Here is a 17,116-nt window from a genome sequence, read left to right as displayed (position 1 = left end):
CAGTCTAGTGTCCCGTGCTTCAGCCGACGGCGGGGACGAGCATGCCGAACCAGGCGAGCTCGCGGGCGCTCGCCACGAGGGCCTCGGCGGCAGCCCCGGGGTCGACCTCGAGGAGGGTGGCGAGCGCGTCGGCGATCTGCGCCAGCGTCAACTCGCCATCGCACGCGCCGATGGCCGCCGCGAGCAGCGGGTCCGCGGTCACGCGGCGGGCGATGGGCCGGTCGGTGCCGAGAGTGATCGCCCGCGGCGCCTCCTCGCCAGGCCGGTGCGTGCGCTCCTCGCTCACCGCCGGATCGAGCAGCCAGCGAGCGGCCAGCGCCTCCGCGTCGCTCATGAGCGCGGCCGCGATGCCGGCGTCGCACGCGCCGGAGAGCGCGCGCCCCGGCGCCTCCGCGCTCCAGTAGGCGCCCGCTGCCTGTTCGACGTGCACGACCCCCCGCTCGCGCCAGGCCTCCGCCCGGCGCACGCGCACGGAACCGAGCCCCACCGCCACCGTGCGCCGGAGGGCGAAGTCTGCGAGCCACGCGTTCATCAGCGCGTCGAAGTCCTCGCTGCCCGGGCGCGCGCCGCCATCCCGCGCCCAGGTCTCGGCATAGCGCGCCGGGTCGACGCGGTCGCGCTCGATCACCCAGGCGTCGAGCGGGCCCGCCTCCTCCGCCGCTGCCGCGATCCAGGCGCGCACGCGTTCGAGGCCGTTCACCCCCCAGTGGGACTCCCAGTTGGCCAGGCACAGGAACTCGCCCCCTTCGCCCAGCCGCGCGGGCGCCTCGCGCACCACGCGCTCCGCGAGCCCGTCTCCCGCGACACCGCCGTCGCGGTACTCGTACACCGGAGCCTCGCTCCCCCGCGGCGAGATGACGAAGGGAGGATTCGAGAGGATGAGCGCGAAGCGCTCCTCCGCGACCGGCGCGAAAAGATCACCGTGCCGGAAGTCGATCCGGTCGGCGAGGCCGTTCAGCCGGGCGTTGGCCCGCGCGAGAGTGAGCGCCCGCTCGGAGATGTCGGTGGCGACGACGCGAGCGGATCCGGCCGCGGCGAGGTGGAGCGCCACGATGCCGCAGCCCGTGCCGAGGTCCAGGCTCGCGTCCCCCGATTCGCCCGCGAGGCGGTGCAGCGGCGCCTGCCCGATGAGGGATCGGGTGGCCCCTCCCACTCCCATGACGTGGTCGGGGCGCGCAGGGCCGAGGCGGAGCTGGTCGTCGAGGTCCGAGAGGATCCACCACCGGCGCGGATGCTGCGACGACGCGTCCGCGATCTCGACGGGGTTCAGCGACAGCGCCGCCCGCAGCGCGCCCGTACGGTCGGGGGCGAGCAGCCCGAGCTCGATAGCGCCAGCCGCGCCGAGCCGCGGCAGCGCTCGCTCGACGCAGCCCTCCGACAGCGCCTCGCCGAGCAGGAGGATCCGGATCAGCGCAGCGAGAGGCCGCCGTTCCGCCAGTGTCTCCCGCTCGCGCAGCCGCCGGGCGGGAGCGAAGACGCCCCGCAGGCGCGCGGACTCCGCTCCGTCCCCCAGCAGCGATGCGACCGTGTCGGCGCGATAGTCGGCGGCGTCCAGATCCCCGCGCAGCCGATCGATGAGTGCAGCATCCACCGCACCAGCCTACGGCGTATGCGCCGCGCCGGTCCCACCGGCGCGGCGCACTGGCTAGTAGGCGACCGTGAAGCGGGTACGGTGATGCCGGGGGTGCTCGATCTCGTCGGCGATCGCCACTCCGAAGTCGGCGCCCGAGATCTCGGAGTTCCCCTCCGCGTCGGTCAGCAGCACCTCGCCGCCGACCCGGTATTCGCCGCGGAACTCGCCGGCTGCCCACGCCCCGAAGGATCCCGCGGGGCTGACGTAGAACCAGTCGAGCGGCTCCGGGGCAGCCCGGAGATCATCGAGCACCCCGCCCATCTCGGCGGCCTCCGGCTTGATCTCGTCCGGGAACTCCGGAGTGTCCATCACCTTCGGCCCGCCGTCGGCCACGAGGAGCGAGCCAGCGCCGCCGATCACCCCGAGACGCACCCCGGCGGCCTCGGCCTCGCGCGCGAGCGCCGCGATCGCCGGCCGCACCTCACCCGCCATCTCACCGCGGGGCGAGACCGCCACCACGACCACGTCCGCGCCCTGCAGGGCCGCGGCCCGGTCAGCCGCCTCGGTGATGGAGCCCCGCACGTAGCGCACCCCCGCGATCTGCTGAGCGGCCTCGCCGCGGCTCACGCTCGTCACCGGGAGGCCGCGCACGGCGGCCGCCTCCACGATGTGCGAACCCGCGTAGCCGCTGCCGCCGATCACCGTTACCTGAGTCATGCCACTCCTCTCGTCGGGGGATGCCGGTCAGCGCTCCCTCCCCTGCGACAACCGGCGCAGGCGGGCGGCTATTCCCGCGTGTCCGGCGCGAAGAGCGGCCCCCCGGCACGGCTCAGGCGAAGGCGCGGTCCCGGGCGCTGACCGGGCTGGGCAGCACCGTGTCGCCCATGAGGTGGCGGTCGGCCGCCGCCGCTGCCGCGCGCCCTTCGGCGATCGCCCACACGATCAGCGACTGTCCCCGTCCCGCGTCCCCCGCGACGAACACGCCCGGCACCTCCGTCGCGAAGTCCGCGGTCCGGGCGAAGCCCCCGCGAGGCTCCCGATCGAGCGCGAGCGCCGGATCCCGCACCTCTTCCGGGCCGGTGAAGCCCATGGCGATGAGCACGAGATCCGCCTCCAGGAGGCGCTCCGTGCCGGGGATCGGCACGCGCCCCGCCTCGGTGAAGCCGGTCTCGGCGACCCGGAGACCACGCACCGCCCCAGCGCCGTCCGAGACGAACTCGACGGTGGAGGCGAGGTAGCGGCGCTCCCCTCCTTCCTCGTGGGAACTCGACACTTCGAAGAGCGTCGGGTGGATGGGCCACGGCTGCGTCTCGCCGCGGACCTCCGCCGGCTTGCGCCCGATCGCGAGGTTGGTGACCGACTTGGCGCCCTGACGGTGGGCGGTCCCGATGCAGTCGGCGCCCGTGTCGCCGCCGCCGATCACCACCACGTGCTTCCCGGCCGCATCGAAGGGCGTGGCGTCCAGTGCACCCGACTGCACCCGGTTCGAAGCGGTGAGGTAGTCCATCGCAAAGAGCACGCCGTCGAGCTCGCGCCCGGGAATCGGCAGATCCCGCGGCACCGTGGCACCGGTGGCGACGATCACGGCGTCGAAGCGCCGCCGCAGCTCGCTCCAGGACATGTCACGGCCGATCTCGATACCGCATCGGAAGCGGGTGCCCTCCTGCTTCAGCTGCTCGATCCGGCGCGCGACGAGCGCCTTCTCCAGCTTGAAGTCGGGGATGCCGAACCGCAGCAGGCCGCCGGGCTGCTCATCTCGCTCGTAGACCGCGACGGTGTGCCCGGCGCGTGTGAGCTGCTGCGCCGCGGCGAGCCCGGCGGGCCCGGAGCCCACGACGGCCACCGTCTTGCCCGTCAGCCGCGAGGGGGGCTGCGGTGCGACCCAGCCGTTCGCGTAGGCCTGATCGATGATGCTGTTCTCGACCTGCTTGATGGTGACCGCCGGCTGGTTGATGCCGAGCACGCACGCCGACTCGCAGGGCGCGGGGCACGCGCGGCCGGTGAACTCGGGGAAGTTGTTCGTCTCGTGCAGGCGCTCGATGGCTTCGCGCTCCCGGCCGCGGTAGACGAGGTCGTTCCACTCAGGGATGAGGTTGCCCAGCGGGCAGCCCTGGTGGCAGAAGGCCACGCCGCAGTCCATGCAGCGCGAGGCCTGCCGGGCGACCACCGTGGGGTCCGCGGGGTCCACGACCTCGCGCCAGTCCATCAGCCGCAGCGCGACCGGGCGCTTCGGCGCGAGTTCGCGCTCGCGCACCTTCAGGAATCCGCGGGGATCAGCCATGGGTCGCCTCCAGAATCTCGGTCCACACCCGTTCCCCGTCGGGGTCGATGCCTTGCTCATCGGCGCGCACCCGGATCTCGAGCACCCGGGAGTAGCCGCGCGGGATCAGCCTCGTGAGGCGTCCGTAGAAGCGCTCGGGGTCGGTGGCGAGCTCGGCGAGCAGCCCCGCTGCGAGCTCCGAGCCCGTCTGCTCGCGGTGACGGCGCAGGAGTTCGGCGACGCGCTCGCGCAGTTCGCGCTGCCCGGCGTCGAGGGGCTGGAGCATGAGCGCGCCGGAGGCGAGCTCGGCCGCGTTGATGTCTGACTGGTCGAGGTCGAGGATCACGGCCTCGCCACCGGACATCCCGGCACCGATGTTGCGGCCGGTCGGTCCGAGGATCAGCGCGAAACCTCCGGTGAAGTACTCCAGCGCGTGGTCTCCGGTGCCCTCGACCACGGCGGTGGCTCCCGAGCCGCGCACGAGGAAACGTTCCCCCACGGTGCCCGCGATCCACAGCTGGCCGCTCGTCGCGCCGTAGCCGATCGTGTTGCCCGCGATGACGTTGCCGAAGGCGGGATGGCCGGCGTCGGGATGCGGGCGGATCGCGATCTCTCCGCCCGAGAGGCCCTTGCCCACGTAGTCGTTCGCGTCGCCCACGAGGCGCAGCGTGATGCCGGAGGGCAGGAACGCGCCGAGCGACTGACCCGCCGAGCCGGTCAGGGTGACGTCGATCGTCCCGGGCGCGAGGCCCTCGGCGCCGTACCGGCGGGTGACCTCATGGCCGAGCATCGTCCCGACCGCGCGGTCGATGTTGCGGATCGGCAGGTCGATCACGACGGGCTCGCGCCGCTCCAGGGCGTCGGCGGCCATCGGCATGAGGCGGCCGTCGAAGTGCCGCTCCAGTTCGTGATCCTGCGCGGCGCCGTGGCGGCGCGGCTCCTCCGGAGCGAAGACGGGCCCGCGGAGGATCGGCGTCAGGTCGAGGCCCTCCGCCTTCCAGTGCCGGATCGCGTCGTCGACGTCGAGTGCGGCGGTGTCGCCGATGGCCTCGTCGAGGGATCGGTAGCCGAGCGAGGCGAGGATCTCGCGCACCTCCTCCGCGATGAAGCGGAAGAAGTTGACGACGTGCTCCGCCTTGCCGGTGAAGCGGTCGCGCAGCTCGGGGTTCTGCGTGGCGACCCCGACCGGGCAGGTGTCGAGGTGGCAGACGCGCATCATGATGCAGCCGGAGACCACGAGCGGCGCCGTCGCGAAGCCGAACTCCTCCGCGCCGAGCAGGGCGGCGACGACCACATCGCGGCCGGTCTTCAGCTGCCCGTCCGCCTGCAGCACGACACGCTCGCGCAAGCCGTTGAGCATGAGGGTCTGCTGCGCCTCGGCGAGTCCCAGCTCCCACGGCGAGCCGGCGTGCTTCAGCGAGTTCATGGGGCTCGCGCCCGTGCCGCCGTCGTGCCCCGAAATGAGGATCGCGTCGGAGAGCGCCTTCGCGACGCCCGCCGCGACGGGCCCGATCCCGCTCTGCGCGACGAGCTTCGTGGAGATGCGGGCGGAGGGATTGGCGCGCTTGAGGTCGAAGATCAGCTGCTTCAGGTCTTCGATGGAGTAGATGTCGTGGTGCGGCGGCGGCGAGATGAGGCCGACGCCGGGCGTCGCGTGACGGGTGCGCGCGATCCACGGGTACATCTTCTGCGGCGGCAGCTGGCCGCCCTCCCCCGGCTTGGCGCCCTGCGCGAGCTTGATCTGGATCTCGTCGGCGTGGGTGAGGTACATGGAGGTGACGCCGAAGCGCCCCGATGCGACCTGCTTGATGGCGCTGCGCCGTTCGGGGTCGAGCAGCCGTTCCTCGCTCTCCCCTCCCTCTCCGGTGTTCGAGCGCCCGCCGATCCGGTTCATCGCGATGGCGAGCGTCTCGTGCGCCTCCGGCGAGATCGATCCGTAGCTCATCGCGCCCGTCGCGAAGCGCCGCATGATCGCGCTGACGGGCTCGACCTCGTCGAGGCCGACCGGGGGGCGCTGGGGCGCGAAGCGGAAGAGGCCGCGCAGCGTCATGAGCCGCTCCTGCTGTTCGTTCACCCGCCGCGTGTACTCGGCGAAGATCTCGCGTCGCCCGGTGCGGGTGGCGTGCTGGAGCTTGAAGATGGTCTCGGGGTCGAAGAGATGCGGCTCTTCTCCGCGCCGCCAGCGGTACTCCCCGCCCGTCTCGAGCTTCTTGTGGGCGAGCGCCGCGGGATCGTCGGGGTAGGCGGCGCGGTGCCGCGCCGCGACCTCCGCCGCGAGGACGTCGAGGCCGACGCCGCCGAGCTTGCTCGCCGTGCCCGTGAAGTACCGCTCGACGAGTTCCGGTGCAAGGCCGATCGCCTCGAAGGTCTGAGCGCCGCAGTACGAGGCGACGGTGGAGATCCCCATCTTGCTCATCACCTTGAGCATGCCCTTGCCGAGCGCCTTGATGAGCTTGGCGATCGCCTCCTCCTCGGTGACGCCCGTGATGGAGCCGTTGCGCACCAGGAGTCCCGCCGACTCCATGGCGAGGTAGGGGTTGACGGCGGCGGCGCCATATCCGATGAGGGCGGCGACGTGGTGCACTTCGCGGACGTCGCCGGCCTCGGCGATGAGGGCGACGCGCATGCGCTGCCCCTCGCGGATGAGGTGGTGGTGCACCGCCGAGACGGCGAGCAGCGTGGGGACCGGGGCGAGGTCCTTGTTGGAATCGCGATCGGAGAGGATGATGAACTCCGCGCCGGCCTCGATCGCCGCACTCGCCTCCAGGCACATGGCCTCCAGGCGGTCCGCGAGGCCCTTCGCGCCGAAGTCGACCGGGTACAGGCCGCGGATCGTGACGGCGCGCTCCCGCTCGGGATCGTCACCGAAGTGCTGGATGCGGGCGAGCGCGTCGTTGTCGATCACGGGGAAGTCGAGGATCACCTGCCGCGCGTGCTCCACGGACTGCGCGAGCAGGTTCTCCTGCGGGCCGATGCTGGTCACCAGGCTGGTGACGAGCTCCTCGCGCAGGGCGTCCAGCGGCGGGTTCGTGACCTGGGCGAATTGCTGCACGAAGTAGTCGTAGACGAGTCGGGGCCGTGAGGAAAGCGCGGCGATGGGGGTGTCCGTGCCCATTGCCGCGATCGGCTCCACGCCGTGCTGGGCCATGGGGGTGAGGACCAGTCGCAGTTCCTCCTCCGTGTAGCCGAAGGTGCGCTGCCTGCGGCTGATGGAGGCCGGCGGGTGGACGAGGTGCTCGCGCTCGGGCTGTTCGGAGAGACGGATCCGCCCCGCCTCGAGCCAGTCGCCCCAGGGGGCGAGCTCGGCGAGCTCGGCCTTGACGGCCTCGTCGTCGCGCAGTTCACCCGTCGCCAGATCGACGGCGAGCATGCGGCCCGGCTGCAAGCGGCCGCGGCGGATCACCCGCTCGGGGGCGATGTCGAGCACGCCGGTCTCGCTGGCGATCACCATGATGCCGTCAGCCGTGACGAGGTAGCGGCCCGGCCGCAGACCGTTGCGATCGAGCGTGGCGACGAGCTCGCGCCCATCCGTCGCGATCATCGCCGCCGGCCCGTCCCACGGCTCCATCACGAGCGAGTGGTACTCGAGGAAGTCGACGAGCCGCGGGTGCAGGCCCGTCTCGGACTCCCAGGCCTCGGGCACCATCATCGCGAGGGCGTGCGGCAGGGAGCGGCCGGCCATCACCAGCAGCTCGAGCACCTCGTCGAAGCTCGCCGAGTCGCTGCCTCCCGGTGTGCAGATGGGCAGCAGGGGGCGCACATCGCCGAGCGCCTCGCTGGCGAGCTGCGCTTCGCGGGCACGCATCCAGTTGCGGTTTCCGCGCACCGTATTGATCTCCCCGTTGTGCGCGACCATGCGCAGCGGCTGGGCGAGGTGCCAGGAGGGGAAGGTGTTGGTGGAGTAGCGCGAGTGCACGATGGCGAAGCGGCTCTCGAAGCGCTCATCGGAGAGCTCCGGGTAGAAGGCGGGCAGCTGCAGGGTGGTGACCATGCCCTTGTAGACGATGGTGCGCGAGCTCAGCGAGGGCAGGTAGCACCCCGTCTCGTGCTGGATCCGCTTGCGGGTGCGGTAGGACTGCCGTTCGAGCTGATCGGGGCCCGGCACGCTGCCGGGGGCGGGTACGAGGATGAGCTGTTCGATTTCGGGGCTCGCGGCGAGGGCGCTCGCGCCGAGCACCTCGGGACGGACGGCGACGGGCCGCCAGGCGAGCACCGTGAGGCCCTCCTCGGCGGCGATGGCCGCGATCCGGTAGCGCGCCGCGCGGCGCTCGGTGCTGGCACGCGGCAGGAAGACGAGGCCCGCGGCGTATCCGCCGGCCTCGGGCAAGCGCAGGGCGGGATCGAGCTCGGCGAGCCGCGCTCGGATGAAGGTGTCGGGCAGGTCGCAGAGGATCCCGGCGCCGTCACCGGTGCCCGCGTCGGAGCCGACCGCGCCGCGATGCTCGAGGTGCTCCAGCGCGGCAAGCGCGAGCGACACGATGGAGTGGCTCGGCTCGCCGGTGAGGGAGACGACGGAGGCGAGACCGCAGGCGTCGCGCTCCTCGGCCGGATCGTAGAGGCCGACGGCCGTCGGCGCGTCGGGGCGGGCGGGCGTGGCGTTCGGGGATGCTGGGCGAACCGTCATCGACGTCCTCTCTCGGTCGGCGGGACGTCGGCGACCCGGGCGGTCCCACGCGCGCCGCACCGCGTCCCGCTGGGGTCGCGAGGCGGCGCGACGGTGGATGGAGACTCAAATTTACCACCCGTTTCTTCGGTGAAACGAATCCGTCATCGTACTTTCTACATCGGATTCGGAATTGCGCGCATATACACCGCATATCGTGCGGAATCGCTTGACATTCGCCGAACACCCGCGTTCGCCGTAACATTCTCGAAACACGGCCGTCGTGACCTCGAAATCGCGGCCGCGGGAAGGCCCGTTCGATACCCGCATCACCTCGCGCGCGATGTCCGATTATCGGACACGCATCGCAAGCCGCCGGCCCTTCCGGAGACGGCAAGGGCCCGGGAGACGCCGATCCCGGCGCCCCCGGGCCCTCCCGAGGACGAGCGCTCAGCCGCCGAAGCTCGCGGTGTCGCCGACGAGACGCGTGTGGTCCGCGGGAACCGGCTCGACCGCGGCGCGCGCCACCTCGGCCGCAAACTCGGAGACGTTGTAGAGGCGGCCGGCCTGCTCGCGGCGCTGCTCGATCGCGCCGGGGTTCAGGCGGTTCAGCAGCGTCGCCGTCACGGTGCCCTCGATCATGTCGCCCGAGACGACGACGAAGCCGATCCCGCGCTCGTCGAGCTCGGGGATCCGCTCCCGCAGCGCGTCCTCGCCCGCCCGCTTCGACAGGGCGACCGCCTCGTACTCGGGCATGGTCGGCGTGGTGCGGATGAAGTGGGCCTGGTGGCTCGTCACGAACACGACCCGTGATCCCTCGCCCATCAGCGGCAGGGCGGCGTCGAGCACCGAGAGCTGCGCGTCGCGGTTCAGCTTCAGCGCATAGTCCTCCCCCATCCCGCTCTCCATGCCCCCGGAGGCGTTGAGCACCAGGATGTCGAGGCCGCCGAACTCCTCCCGGACCGCCGTCATCATCACTGCGACCGACTCCGGATCGGTGAGGTCCGCGCCCTGCACGATGGCGCGCACCCCCAGTTCGCCGAGCTGCGCCGCGAGCTTCTCGGCCCGCGGGGCCTTGTTCCGGAAGTTGATGACCACATCGGCGCCGGCCTCCGCGAAGTAGCGCACCGTGTCCGCGCCGATGCCGCGGGACGAGCCCGTCACCAGGGCGCGGCGGCCGGCGAGCATGCCGGGTTCGAGAATCTGTGTCACAGGGGCTCCTCAATCGAGTGGACAGTCTGCCCTCCAGGGTAGTAGACACCATCCGTCTTCGGCGCTACGGGGTATCGGGACACGTGCGGAGCGAGTACGCTGCAACCACGGCGAGGGCGCTCGTCCAGTGACGACGCCGCAGTCTCCAGCGACCAGTCGAGGAGGTTTTCACCATGGCCGACCGAACGCTCCGAGGAACCCGCATCGGCGCCACGAGCCTGCAGGGCGAGGAGGGGGTGGAGCTTTCCCCCCGCAGGCCGGTCGAATACCTCACGGACCGGGGCAGGCGCTTCGCCGTCATGTTCGACGCGGACGCAGAACCCCCGGCGGAGTGGTTCGACCAGCGCACCGGCGAGATCGGATTCCTCGACGACGAAGCCGGCCGCGCCGCGCGCGCCGAGTTCGAAGAGAAGGAGACCACTCAGCGCACCCCCTGGGACATGCTGATCGAGCGGCGCACGCGCGAAGAGCTCGAAGAGCTGCTGGAGGAGCGCCTACAGCTGCTCCGCGCCCGCCGCGGCGGATCCTGACCGCGCGCTGCGGCGGGCCCGAGCGATCAGCGCCGCCGCCCCGAGCGCGAGGCCGGCGCCGCCCAGGAGCATGAAGCCGCCCGCCACGGGCGCGCCGATCACCAGCGCCGGGGTCGCGCCGTGCACGAGCGGCACCGTTGCGACCATCGCATCGGCCGTGTGCGGCACCAGACGGTCCAGCTCGCTGCCGTCGGGGGCCACGACCGCGCTGGTGCCGACGGTGGAGATGTTGACGAGCGCCCGTCCCGTCTCGACGGCGCGCAGGCGCGCGATGGCCAGCTGCTGGGCACTCTCATCGGTGCGACCGAAGTCGGCATTGTTGGTCTGGGCGAGGATCACCTCCGCACCCCCGTCCACCATCGCGACCGCCTGAGCGTCGAAGATGATGTCGAAGCAGATCGCCAGCCCTGCCCGGACCACCCCGGCCTGGGTGCTCAGATCGAGCGCCGAGGGCAGCGTGCCGGGCGCATACTCCAACTGCACCAGGTCCACGAGATCCGGGGCGAGCGCGTGGAAGAACTCGCGGTTCGGCATGTACTCGGCGAACGGCACCGGGTGGAGCTTGTCGTAGCGGCCGGGCAGCTGCCCCTCCGGACCCCACAGCAGCGAGCTGTTCGTGTACGTGCCGTCGTCGCTCGCGAGCACGGATCCGATGAGGATCGGCGCCCCGGCACGCTCGGAGAGCTTCGCCAGACGGTAGGAGCCGAGGGGGTTGTCCGGAATGCCGAACTCGGCGCTGTTCTCAGGCCACACGATCAGGTCGACCGACTCGTCCTCGGCCTCCAGCTGGTCGAGCATGGTCTGCGTTGCGGCGAGGTGGTCGCCGAGCACCGATCCGGAGTCGCGGTCGTCGAAGATCCCCGACTTCGAGTTGCCCTGCACCGCTCCGATCCTGACCGAGCCGGTGCGCTCCAGGGCGGTGGCGGGAAGCAGCGCGAGGACCAGGATCGCGACCGCCGATGCGGCGGTCGCGACGAGCAGCGGGCGGGTGGCGCGGCCTGTTGCCGCTGAGGCGCACGCGAAGGAGCAGGCGACGGGGACCGCGCACACCAGCGCCAGCACCCCCGACAGCCCCGCGAACCCCAGCCAGGACACCGACTGCAGCAGCGGCCCCTCGGCCTGGGTGTGGGCGAGCCGCCCCCAGGGGAATCCGCCGTATGGCCAGGAGCCCTGCACGCCCTCGCGCAGCACCCACAGCCCGGCCACCGCGAGCGCCTGAGCAAGAGGCAACGCGCGCAGCGCACGACGCCGGTGCCGCTCCGGAACGAACACGCCGCGGGCGAGCACCGCGAGCCCGCGCGTCGCCAGGGACGCGACGGCACCGAAGAGCGCGAACCACAGCAGCATCACGGTGCTCAGCGCCAACCACGGGACCGGCCCGAGGTAGAGGGTCAGCCACGAGATGTGCGGCATCCAGAACGCGGCCCCCGCCACCGCACCCAGCAGCAGGCCCAGCGGCCAGCGCTGCTGCCACACCGCGGCGACGATGAGCCCGACGCCCGGGAACGCCGCCCACCACCAGGCCAGGCCGGGGCTCGCGATGTCGAGCAGATAGCCGCCCGCAGCAGCGCACGCGAGCGCGAGCCACCACCTCAGGCGCGGCGGCTCCAGCGGCTCACTGCTCACTCGCGGCCTCCACGATGCCGCGGCGCACACCCCGCTTCGCCTGGCGGGCGAGCCGTGCCAGCTCTCCCAGGCGATCCTCATCGATGCCGGCGAGCGACGCCGACTCGCAGGCCTGCGCGATCTGGTCGAGCAGGTCGATGGTCTGCTTGCTCCACCGCACGAAGTCGCCCGCGCCGATGCCCGAGCGCTCCAGCACCTCCTCCACCGGCCGCCCCGAGGCCCAGGCGTGCATCGTCGCCGCCATACCGGCGTGCGGCATTTCGCTGCGCGGCAGCCGGCGGCGCTCCGCCAGCTCGTCGAGCTGCGCCCAGGCGTCGAGCACCCGCTCCGTCGCAGCGAGGAACGCCGCCCCGCCCGGCAGCCGCGGCTCCCCCTCGTCGTCCCGGCGCGGCTCGTAGCTGAGCACGCAGCACATGGCGGCGAGCCCCGGCGCGTCGAGGCCGCGCAGCAGATCGTGGCGCAGGCACTCGGCGACGAGGAGATCCCGCTCGCCGTAAATGCGGCGCAGCAACTCGCCCCAGCCGGTGACCACGAGCTCGCCTGAGGCGCCCCGGCCCACGGCCTGTCCGTGGTCCCGGGCCCCGCCTCGATCCTCGGCCGCCCCACGCTCCCGCTCCAGGTAGCCGAGCTCGAGGAGCAGCTCGACCACCCGATCGAAGGTGCGGGCGATGGTGCCCGTGCGCGAGGCGATCTGCCTGCGCCCGTGTTCGATGCGCCGCCGCAGCTTGCGCGCCCGGTCCTCCCAGCGTTTGCGGTCCGCGCCCTGCGAACGCGCGATCGCGGCGTCGTAGCCGGCTAGCGAGTCCTGCTCGGCGCGCAGTTCGCGCGCCTGATCCACCACCGCGCGGTCCGCCTGGAACTGCGCGAAGGACAGCTCCAGGGTTTCGCGCGCGAGCTCCTCGTCCATGCGCTGCAGCAGGTTCACGGCCATGTTCGGGGTGGGGCGGAAGCTCGACCGCACCGGGAAGGACCGGGCACCCGCCAGCTGCGCGAGCGCTTCGAGGTCGACGTCGTCGTTCCAGACGACCACGGCGTGCCCCTCGGTGTCGATGCCGCGCCGGCCGGCGCGACCCGTCAGCTGCGTGTACTCCCCCGAGGTCAGCGGCACGCGCTGCTCGCCGTTGAACTTGTCGAGGCGCTCGATCACCACGGCGCGCGCCGGCATGTTGATGCCGAGCGCCAGCGTCTCGGTGGCGAAGACGAGTTTCACCAGCCGGCGCTGGAAGAGTCGCTCGACCACCGACTTGAAGATGGGAAGCAGGCCCGCATGGTGCGCGGCGACACCGCGTTCGAGGCCGGCCAGCCACTCGCGCACGCCGAGCACGCGGCGCTCCTCCTCGCTCATGTCCGCGATCTCCGCCTGCGCGACCCTGCGGATCTCCTCGCGCTCCTCCCGGCTGGTCAGCGCGATCCCTTCGAAAAGGCACTGCCGTACCGCCTGGTCGCAGCCGTTGCGGCTGAATACGAAGACGATCGCGGGCAGCAGCCCCGTCTCGTCGAGCGCGCGGGCGATGTCGGCGCGCGAAATGCGGCGGCTGCGACGCACCGGAGGCCGGCCCCGGCTGCGCTCCCGGCCGCGGGCTCCGAAGGCGTCCGATCCACGTCCTCCCCGTCCGTTCGCTCCGCGCCCATCGCGCCCGCGATCGCCGCGCCCGCCGCCGTCACCGCGCCCGCCGCCCGCGAGCCGCCGCAGCTCCGGGTTGATCCGCCCGCCGCGCTCCCCCGGCCTGCCCGGCTCCGCGGCCTCGCCATCGCGTCCCACGTGGAGCGGCAGCAGGGCGCGATCGGTGAGCACGTGCTGGTAGAGCGGCACCGGCCGGTGCTCGGAGAGGATCACATCGGTGTCGCCGCGCACGGCGTGCATCCAGTCGCCGAACTCCTCGGCATTGGAGACGGTCGCCGAGAGCGCCACGAGGCGCACCTCGCGCGGCAGGTGCAGGATGATCTCCTCCCACACCGCGCCCCGGAAGCGATCGCCGAGGTAATGCACCTCGTCGAGCACCACGAAGGCGAGATCCGTGAGCGCCGAGGACTCCGCGTAGATCATGTTGCGCAGCACCTCCGTGGTCATCACCACGATGGGCGCGTCACCGCGCAGGTTCACGTCACCGGTGAGCAGCCCCACCTCGTCCTCGCCGTACTCCTCGCACAGCTCCCGGAACTTCTGATTCGACAGCGCCTTGATGGGCGCCGTGTAGAAGATCCGGGCGTCGCGCTCCCGCCGCGCGAGGGCGACGGCGAACTCGGCGACCGTCGTCTTGCCCGAACCCGTCGGCGCGGCGACCAGCACGCTGCGCCCCTCCTCCAGGCGCTCGCAGGCCGAGAGCTGGAAGCTGTCGAGCGGGTATCCGACACGACTGGCGAAGTGGTCGAGCGCGGTCCCCCCGCTCACTCGACGCTCCCCACGGTGTCATCGATGCCGTACTCCGCCAGTTCGCGCTCCCGGCGCTTGTCGACGCGCTTGTCGTGGACGATCGCAATCGTGGCCGCCGCGAAGTAGAGGACGATGATCGGGGCGGCGAGGAGGAACATGCTCATGAGGTCCGCGGCGGGCGTCGCGATGCCCGCGAAGAGGATGATGAGCAGGATCGCGAGCCGCCAGCTCTTCAGGATCGAACGGCCGCGCAGCACGCCGATGAAGTTGAGCATGACCAGGAACGCCGGCATCACGAATCCCACGCCGACCGCGAGCAGCAGCTTGATGGCGAAGTCGAGGTAGCTGCGCGCGGTCAGGTAGAAGGCGTCCTCCTCGGGCTGGAAGCTCGCCATGAGCCGCACGATGTTCGGCATCACGCTCCAGCCGGCGTAGGCGCCGCCGAGGAAGAGCGGCACGGCAGCCCCGAGGAAGGCGACCCCGTAGAGCTTCTCACGGCGCGTGAGACCGGGGGCGAGGAACGCCCAGATCTGGTAGAGCCACACGGGCGAGGCGATGAGGATCGCGATGAACAGCGAGATCTGGACCTTCGTGTCGAAGCCGCTGGTGATGTCGCCGTAGGCGATGATGGCGTCACGCCCCTGACCCTCGAGGTCGCGGATCGGCATCCGCAGCACATCCCACACCCAGGACGAGAGGAACCAGCCGGCGACGAGGGCAACGACGATCGCCGCCGCGGAGATCATCAGGCGCTTGCGGAGTTCGACGAGGTGCTCCCCGAGACTCATCCGCCCCTCGGAGTTGCGCTCCGTGCGCCCCAGTCGTGCCATTGCCTCAGTGTATCCCAGGCGGGCTGTGGGACTCGGTCTCGCGCGGGTGTGCGGCAGCTCCCCCAGAGCCCGGCTCGGCGGCACCAGGCCCGGCTTCGGCAGCGGCCAGTCCCGCCTCAGCCCAGCTTCGCACCGCCTCGCGGGCGCTCGCTGGAGCCTCGACGACGACCTCGCCAGGGGCCTGCTGCACGAGCCGCACCGCCGTGCCGGGATGCCAGGCCTCGACGCGCACGCGCACCCGCTCACCCTCGGCGCCGATCGGCTCGGGTGAAAAGCCCGCGATGCGGTCCAGCGCGCCCGCGCCGACGAGCGCCACGATCTCGGTGATGGCCCGCCGCGCTTCGCCCGGAGCCTCGCGATGCGTCGCGGCCTCGCCGAGCTGCCGGATCGAGCTCATCTGCTCGACACGGAAGGTGCGCTCCGCAGCCCGGTCCAGGCAGTAGGCGCGCAGGTACCACGCTCCGGACTCCTGCGAGAGCTGGATCGGCTCCGCCCGGCGCGAGGTGACGGCGCCTTCGGCGTCGCGGTAGTCGAAGGCGAGCACCCGCTCTGCGGCGATCGCGGCGACGACCGCGGCGACGCGCTCGTCCTCGGCGTCGGCCGTGACCGAGATGGGCTGCGGACCGAGCCCGCCCAGCGCCGAGCCCAGCCGGGCCGCGGTGCGCTGGGCCAGCGCGGCATCGTCGGGCGGCAGCACCGGGGTGAGGGCGTGGAGCCCCGCGATCAGCGCGGCGGTCTCCGTCTGAGCGAAGCGGGGCGCCTCGTCCACCGCGACGGTCTGCGTCAGGCTGACGACGTCGTCCCGCTCCAGCGCGTCCCAGTCGATGTCGAAGAGATCCTCGTGCTGGTAGCTGAGCGTCTCCCCGGGCACGCCCGCGGTGCCGAGGAAGCGCACGAGTCCGCGCAGCAGCTCGGCGGGGACGCCGAAGGCGGCCGCGAGCTCGGCAACCGGGGTCGGCCCGTGCTCCCGCAGATACGGCACGAGCGAGAGCAGCAGCAGCACGCGGTCGGGAGCGATGACGTTCTTATGCACGGGTCCCCTCCCGGCGGACGGGATCGACGCCCGCGGCACGGGCACCGGAAGCGGTGCCGTCTCCGGCGCGCTCATCGCCGTCGGCGGCGTGCTGCCGTGCGATGCGCCTGAGACCACCGGCGACGAGGCCGCGGAGCTGCTCGGGCTCCACGACCACCGCGTCGGCGCCGTAGCCGATCAGCTCCTCGGCGAAGAGATGCTGGTCGAGCACCCCGATCCCCATGTCGACGGCACCGTCGCCGGCCTCGCTCACCGTCGTGGCGCGCGGCCGCAGGCGCGCCTCCGCGGCAGAGCCGACGCGGACGCGCACGGTCGCCCGCTGCCGCTCGCGTACCCGGAGCAGCTCCTCCACCATGCCGTCGGCGCGGCCCAGCAGCGCCTCGTCGAAGCGCTCGCCCGTCACCTCCACCGCGCCCGCGATCCGCGCCAGCAGGAACACCCGCTCGGCATCGCGGTCGAGGTCGAGCGCGAGCAGGTGCCAGCGCCCGTCGGCACGGTGCAGCCGCAGCGGGGCGGCCCGGCGGGCGAGCGGCGCGAGGCGGCCAGGCAGCGCGTAGTCGAAGCGCACGACGCGGCGCTCCTCGATCGCGCGGCGCAGCGGGGCGGAGGCGGGCTCGGCCGAGCCGAGCTGGGGGGCCACGCCGAGCTGCCGCACGTCCAGGCCCGCGCCGAGCGCCTCCAGGCGCATGGCGGCGCGCCGCGACTCGGCGCTCAGGCTCCCCTCCCGCCAGGCGAGCGCGGCGAGCCGCAGCAGGGTCAGCTCGCGCTCGTCGAAGCGCAGCTCGGGCGGGAACTCCAGCGACTCCTTGGGGATCCGGTAGCGCGTGAGCTGATTGTTGCCCGGCTCCAGGGGCGAATCGCGGGTCTCGATCTGGATGCCGAGGGCGCGCAGCTGCTCCTTGTCCCGCTCGAACTGCCGGTCGAGGGCTCCGCTGGGACCGTCCTGGCGGTAGCGCTCGGCGTAGCCGTGAACGGACGAGAGCAGTTCCCGTTTCGTCAGTCCCTCCGGGCTGACGACGAGGGCGAGCACCAGGCTGAAGATGCGCTGCTCACCCGGCACCCGAGCTGCCATGCG

11 protein-coding genes are annotated in these 17,116 nt (G+C 72.4%); 1 reads left to right on the top strand and 10 read right to left on the bottom strand.

Annotated features, from left to right (window positions below):
• Positions 1-19: 19 nt before the first annotated feature.
• From B4915_RS02630 to B4915_RS02610, 5 genes are all read right to left on the bottom strand, one after another.
• Positions 20-1,591, bottom strand: a complete 1,572-nt coding sequence (locus B4915_RS02630; RefSeq protein WP_105804294.1) for a methyltransferase — start codon at positions 1,589-1,591, stop codon at positions 20-22.
• Positions 1,592-1,645: 54 nt separating this feature from the next.
• Positions 1,646-2,290 carry an NAD(P)-dependent oxidoreductase gene (locus B4915_RS02625; protein ID WP_105804293.1) on the bottom strand — a complete coding sequence of 215 codons (645 nt, stop codon included), beginning with the start codon at positions 2,288-2,290 and terminating at the stop codon, positions 1,646-1,648.
• 112 nt (positions 2,291-2,402) lie between these two features.
• On the bottom strand, positions 2,403-3,854 hold the full coding sequence (locus B4915_RS02620) for a glutamate synthase subunit beta (protein ID WP_105804292.1): 1,452 nt from the start codon (positions 3,852-3,854) through the stop codon (positions 2,403-2,405).
• Positions 3,847-8,457 (bottom strand): glutamate synthase large subunit, encoded by a 4,611-nt coding sequence (gene gltB, locus B4915_RS02615; RefSeq protein WP_105804291.1) that lies wholly within the window; start codon positions 8,455-8,457, stop codon positions 3,847-3,849. The genes B4915_RS02620 and gltB overlap by 8 nt, the downstream gene beginning before the upstream one ends.
• Positions 8,458-8,886: 429 nt before the next feature.
• Positions 8,887-9,624, bottom strand: a complete 738-nt coding sequence (locus B4915_RS02610; RefSeq protein ID WP_425436306.1) for an SDR family oxidoreductase — start codon at positions 9,622-9,624, stop codon at positions 8,887-8,889.
• Between the two features lie 197 nt (positions 9,625-9,821).
• On the opposite strand from B4915_RS02610, the gene B4915_RS02605 reads away from it, so the two are divergent.
• Positions 9,822-10,178 carry an RNA polymerase-binding protein RbpA gene (locus B4915_RS02605; protein ID WP_105804289.1) on the top strand — a complete coding sequence of 119 codons (357 nt, stop codon included), beginning with the start codon at positions 9,822-9,824 and terminating at the stop codon, positions 10,176-10,178.
• Here the strand turns inward: B4915_RS02605 and lnt are convergent.
• The 5 genes from lnt to B4915_RS02580 are packed head-to-tail and all read right to left on the bottom strand — an operon-like array spanning position 10,143 to position 17,113.
• A complete protein-coding gene (gene lnt, locus B4915_RS02600; protein WP_245907310.1) occupies positions 10,143-11,804 on the bottom strand; it encodes an apolipoprotein N-acyltransferase in 1,662 nt (553 codons plus the stop codon). The two genes, B4915_RS02605 and lnt, sit on opposite strands and share 36 nt — an antisense overlap.
• Entirely contained in the window at positions 11,794-14,196 is a 2,403-nt protein-coding gene (locus B4915_RS02595) for a DEAD/DEAH box helicase (RefSeq protein ID WP_105804287.1), read from the bottom strand. The genes lnt and B4915_RS02595 overlap by 11 nt, the downstream gene beginning before the upstream one ends.
• Positions 14,193-15,008, bottom strand: coding sequence for a twin-arginine translocase subunit TatC (gene tatC / locus B4915_RS02590; protein ID WP_181158436.1), 816 nt, complete (start codon positions 15,006-15,008; stop codon positions 14,193-14,195). The genes B4915_RS02595 and tatC overlap by 4 nt, the downstream gene beginning before the upstream one ends.
• Before the next feature lie 4 nt (positions 15,009-15,012).
• Complete coding sequence (locus B4915_RS02585) at positions 15,013-16,041, bottom strand: helix-turn-helix transcriptional regulator (protein WP_105804578.1); 1,029 nt, start codon at positions 16,039-16,041, stop codon at positions 15,013-15,015.
• Positions 16,034-17,113 (bottom strand): helix-turn-helix transcriptional regulator, encoded by a 1,080-nt coding sequence (locus tag B4915_RS02580; protein WP_105804286.1) that lies wholly within the window; start codon positions 17,111-17,113, stop codon positions 16,034-16,036. Before B4915_RS02580 ends, B4915_RS02585 begins: the two co-directional genes overlap by 8 nt.
• Between the last annotated feature and the right edge of the window lie 3 nt (positions 17,114-17,116).

Source organism: Leucobacter massiliensis, from assembly GCF_002982315.1.
GTDB lineage: Bacteria > Actinomycetota > Actinomycetes > Actinomycetales > Microbacteriaceae > Leucobacter > Leucobacter massiliensis.
This window is presented reverse-complemented; position numbering and strand designations above follow the sequence as displayed.

Excerpts from the sequence above, each read along its gene's own strand:
- B4915_RS02625 (WP_105804293.1), bottom strand. The coding sequence starts at position 2,290 with ATGACTCAGGTAACGGTGATCGGCGGCAGCGGCTACGCGGGTTCGCAC.
- B4915_RS02620 (WP_105804292.1), bottom strand. The coding sequence starts at position 3,854 with ATGGCTGATCCCCGCGGATTCCTGAAGGTGCGCGAGCGCGAACTCGCG.
- gltB (WP_105804291.1), bottom strand. The coding sequence starts at position 8,457 with ATGACGGTTCGCCCAGCATCCCCGAACGCCACGCCCGCCCGCCCCGAC.
- B4915_RS02610 (WP_425436306.1), bottom strand. The coding sequence starts at position 9,624 with ATGCTCGCCGGCCGCCGCGCCCTGGTGACGGGCTCGTCCCGCGGCATC.
- B4915_RS02605 (WP_105804289.1), top strand. The coding sequence starts at position 9,822 with ATGGCCGACCGAACGCTCCGAGGAACCCGCATCGGCGCCACGAGCCTG.
- tatC (WP_181158436.1), bottom strand. The coding sequence starts at position 15,008 with ATGGCACGACTGGGGCGCACGGAGCGCAACTCCGAGGGGCGGATGAGT.
- B4915_RS02580 (WP_105804286.1), bottom strand. The coding sequence starts at position 17,113 with ATGGCAGCTCGGGTGCCGGGTGAGCAGCGCATCTTCAGCCTGGTGCTC.